The sequence below is a fragment of the Marinospirillum sp. genome (assembly GCF_014859565.1).
On record NZ_JACUUA010000254.1, the window covers coordinates 1 to 4,313 of the forward strand.

Below are 4,313 nucleotides of genomic sequence, written 5' to 3' on the forward strand. Positions count from 1 at the left end.
TTCGGTTAAAGCTGCTCGGCAAGCTGCTGGAGCTGCTGTTGCTGTTGTTTGATCTGGATATTCAAGGCCACCTGCTGGCTGAACTCGGCCTGTTTCAACTGGCTACGCAGTTTTTTAAGCGCTGCCTCGGCTTGCCGGTAGCTGTGTAGGCTGTGGCGTTGCTGTTCAGCCGCTGCACCGCTGAGCAGATGAAACCGCCCAGTGATGGCCGCCGCTTGCAGGGCTTGGAGCCGGTGGCTGAGCGCCTGATACAACTGCCAGAAGTTGCCCTGGGGTAAACCGGCCAACGCCAAGCTGTTCAAAAAGGCGTGTTCGGGGCTGGGTTCATCCTGCGGCATCTGGGTCAGATCCATCCAGGGGGAAAGCTGTTGATCTTCCAGCACCCATTTGTCCGGGTCGGCTTTGTTGATGCGTTTATCCGCCAGGCAAAGCCCCAGCCGCTGGTCACTGTCAGTAAAAAAAATCACCAGTGGATAGGGAATGGCGCGGTTGATCAACTCCCCCAGGCGGGCGGTGCCTTGACTCTGGCGCAGCTCCACATGCAGCAAGGCCAGCTCGCCATAGTCGTGCAGGTCGTCACTAAAAGGCGCGATATTAATGGTGCTGGGCTTGAGGCTGTAGAGCCAACGGATTTTTTCAACGCCGTCCTTCAGGGCTTTTTTGTCGGCGGCATTCAGATCGGCATGTTGCTGAAACATTTTTTTATGCAGGGGCTTGTTCAGCAGGCAGCTATCCGGGATGCCCAGGCGGTATAAAAATGCCTCGAATAGCGGGAGCCCTAAATGGAGTTCAGTCATGCCCTGCTCCTTGGGGGGCTTGTGTCAGTACCAGATAAGACACCACCATAAAGTCCTCTATGCCTTGGCTGGAGGTTGCAGTCAGCACCGTGCCACCCTTGGTAAACAGGCTTTCAATGCCCTTTTCTTCGCTTTTACCGGCAATGCTATCCACGGCGACCGCCAGCAGTTGCTGAAGGTGGCTCATATCCTTGCCCTTGCGGGTGTCGCTGTTGAGCTGCTGTATCGCCGCCTGATCCAGACTTTGATGGGTGAATGCCTGGCGTTTCAGCAGGTCGAGTATTTTTTTGCTTTGGGTAAAGTTCAGGTTAACCGCGCTGTGGCTGCTTGCAGCGTCGGCGACGTACACCAGAAAGTAGGGTGCCAGCGGGTAGTTGTCATCCACTTGTACCGCTTCTTTGCCACTGCGGATGTTTTTCAGGCAAAAAATCACGCCTGGCTGAATGCCTTCTGCGGCCAGTTCTGCATCAATACTCACCGCCGCATACAACCCGTAGGGGGCTTGTTCCAGGGCTTGCAGGTGGGCTTTGTCGGCCATATACCCGGATAAATCCATACGGAAATCATTCAGCGTCAGGTCGGTAATGGAGACACCGCCGCTCATGTCTTCCAGGTCCACCACGGTATCCTGAAGCTGCTGAAGCTGTTTGCGCCGGTATTCCAGGTCGTTCATATCCTTGGCGTTTTCATCAATAACATTTTCTTCACCGGTCGCGGAAATATCCAGCAACACCATGCGCCCGGATACGCGAGCTTCGAGGTTGATGTATTCATCCAGTTCCATATTCGGCCAGAAGTTAATCAGCTGGATCTGGGTGTTTTTACTGCCGAGGCGGTCGATACGGCCAAAACGCTGAATGATACGCACCGGGTTCCAGTGAATGTCGTAGTTAATCAGGGTGTCACAATCCTGAAGGTTCTGGCCTTCACTGATGCAATCGGTGGCTATCAGCAGGTCGAGTTCGGTGGTCGCGCTGGAATCAATTTTGTGGCGCTCTTTGGAAACCGGCGAGAAGGCGGTGAGGATGTTGTTCAGATCAGATCCTAAGCCGGTGAGGGTGGTTTTATTGGTGCCGCCGCCTGTGACCAACGCACTGTGAATGCCCAGTTCTGCTTGTGCCCATTGGTTGAGTTGGCTGTAAAGGTACTGGGCAGTATCGGCAAAGGCGGTGAAAACGATGACCTTTTTGTTGCCGGGGTTCAGTGGCTGATGAATTTTCTGGGCGATGGCTTGTTTCAGTTGTTCCAGCTTGGCATCACGGGCTGCACTCACATGCTGCGCTGTTTCAGCAATATGGTTCAAAAAGACCCGATCTGCCTCCAGCTCTTGGCGGAAGCGAATCAAGTCCATATCTTGCAGCAGCACCTTGGTTTTGTTGCCCACCATGTAGCCTTCCAGCTCGGTGGACTCCAGTTCAAAGTCGTGAATGTCTTCGATATTCAACTCGTCCAGAGCTTCGGATTCATGGGCATCCATCTTGGCCAGCAGGCGCTCAACCTGTTGCGCCAGTTTGGTGGCGGTCAGTGTGAAGGAGTGAATCGAGCTTTCCATGCGCTTGAGTAGGTTAACGCGCATCAGGTGAATCAGGCTTTCTTCACGGTCAACCTGTTTGAATACCCCCTTGCCGCCACCCACGGATTTATCGTAGCGGCGGGCGTACTCTTCTTTTTTGGCCTCGCGCACAAACTTCAGCGGTGAATACCCAGCCAGCGATAAGCGGCGTATGGTTTTGTTCAGCTCTTTCAGGGGTGGAAATTGGCCGCTGGCATCAATATCGGCATAGATATTTTTTGGCGGCAGTCGGGTTGGAAAGCGCCCAATATCCGCTGTGCCGTAGTATTTTTCGATGTGTTTGCGCGAACGGGCTAGGGTGACAATATCCAGCAGCTTAAAGTAATCAAAGCTCATGGTATCGAGCAGGGTTGCGGTGGTGCGCTTTTCCACCGGCTGACTCACCCACTGGTTGAATTGTTTTTGTGCCAGGCGCAGGGTGGCCTCGATGTTTTTAATGCCCTGATCAACAAAGGCATCGTCCCGGCCTTCGGTAATAAAGGCAACCTGATTCTTCAGGTCATTCATGCGGTTATTCACCGGTGTGGCCGACAGCATCAGCACCTTGGTTTTTACCCCAGAACGAATGATGTCTTTCATCAGGCGCTCGTAACGGCTTTTGCCTTCCGCCTTGCTGGGTGTGTTACGAAAGTTGTGGGATTCATCAATCACCACCAGATCGTAGTTACCCCAGTTCAGTGTCTCCAGGTTGATTTCACCAGAATAGCCTTTGGGTCGGGTTAAATCCGTGTGGTTAAGAACATCGTAGTTAAACCGATCTGCTGCCAGCAGGTTGCGCTTGTCGTTGACCGTGTACATAGTCCAGTTGTCGCGCAGCTTCTTAGGGCACAACACCAGCACCCGATCATTACGCAGCTCGTAGTATTTGATCACGGCCAGGGCTTCAAAGGTTTTACCCAAGCCCACACTGTCAGCAATGATGCAGCCGTTGTGTTTTTCGAGCTTGTCGATGGCACCCAGTACGCCGTCCTTCTGGAACTTGTAGAGCTTGTTCCAGACTTGGGTGTCTTTAAAGCCGGTTTTGCTGCGGATAATCTTGTCTTCATCAATGTCTTCAAGAAAATCCTTGAACAGATGAAAAAGCGTGAGGAAATAGACAAAACTGGCCGGCTGATCCGCTGCAATGGCCTCTATGCGGGTGATCAGGTCTTGCTGAATATCACGCACACTCAGCCTATCCTCCCAGACACCATCAAACCAGTTGAGCAGTTGCTGGGTGCTTTCTGCATCACTCAGCCCCATATTCATCTGCAAAGAATCAGAACGCACCTCACCCAAGCCTGTGGGGGTCAGGGTGGCACTGCCACTAATCGCAAAACTCTGCTGCCCTGCATCCAGATGAATGATGTTCTGCCCAGGCTGCGGGCGCACACTGGCTTTCACTTCAGCCTTGGCTGCCAGCCATTGCGAAAACTCACTGGCAAGACGCTTTTGCTGCAACTGATTCAGCAGCCGAACCTCGGTTTCAGCACCAACAAAGGCTTGTAAATTCAGCGAGTCCCACTCGGTCAGCAGAATACGGGCGGAATCCAACTGCTTGAGCTCCTGTTGCAGCACTGCAAAGCCGTAGAGGGTAAATAAGCTCGACAGTACCGATAGCTTGGAATCAGCAAAGTCATTTTTTTTCAGTGCATTACCAACAAGTCCGCTGGTTTTGTTGTCCAGTAACACCGCGCTCTCCTAAGTATAATTACAGTTCCCCACTGGTGGCCAAGATTACCACTCCTGCGCCTGGCTCAAGAGCACGTCTTCCACGTCCAGCTGGGTTTCTGCCGCTTCCCCCAGATCCAGTATCAGTTCTTTGGCTTGTTCTAGTAGTGCTTCTGCTTCGTGTTCCTGAAAAGCAAAAAAGTCATCCTCGCCCCGGTAAATCTCAATAGCAGGCAGGGTGCAATTTGTGCATCCGTGTGCTTTTTTAACGGCTTCAACAGTGCTGGGTTCCG

Annotated in this window: 3 protein-coding genes; all 3 read right to left on the reverse strand. The window is 52.7% G+C overall.

The window, feature by feature from the left end:
* Positions 1–5: 5 nt before the first annotated feature.
* Entirely contained in the window at positions 6–797 is a 792-nt protein-coding gene (locus tag IBX50_RS17690; protein ID WP_292257622.1) for a DUF4391 domain-containing protein, read from the reverse strand.
* Positions 790–4,041, reverse strand: a complete 3,252-nt coding sequence (locus IBX50_RS17695) for a helicase-related protein (protein ID WP_292257624.1) — start codon at positions 4,039–4,041, stop codon at positions 790–792. Before IBX50_RS17695 ends, IBX50_RS17690 begins: the two co-directional genes overlap by 8 nt.
* Positions 4,042–4,086: 45 nt before the next feature.
* Positions 4,087–4,313: hypothetical protein (locus IBX50_RS17700; RefSeq protein WP_292257626.1), on the reverse strand; the 227-nt coding region annotated here is incomplete at its 5' end.

Coding starts and splice junctions, on each gene's coding strand:
- IBX50_RS17690 (WP_292257622.1), bottom strand. CDS start 797: ATGACTGAACTCCATTTAGGGCTCCCGCTATTCGAGGCATTTTTATAC.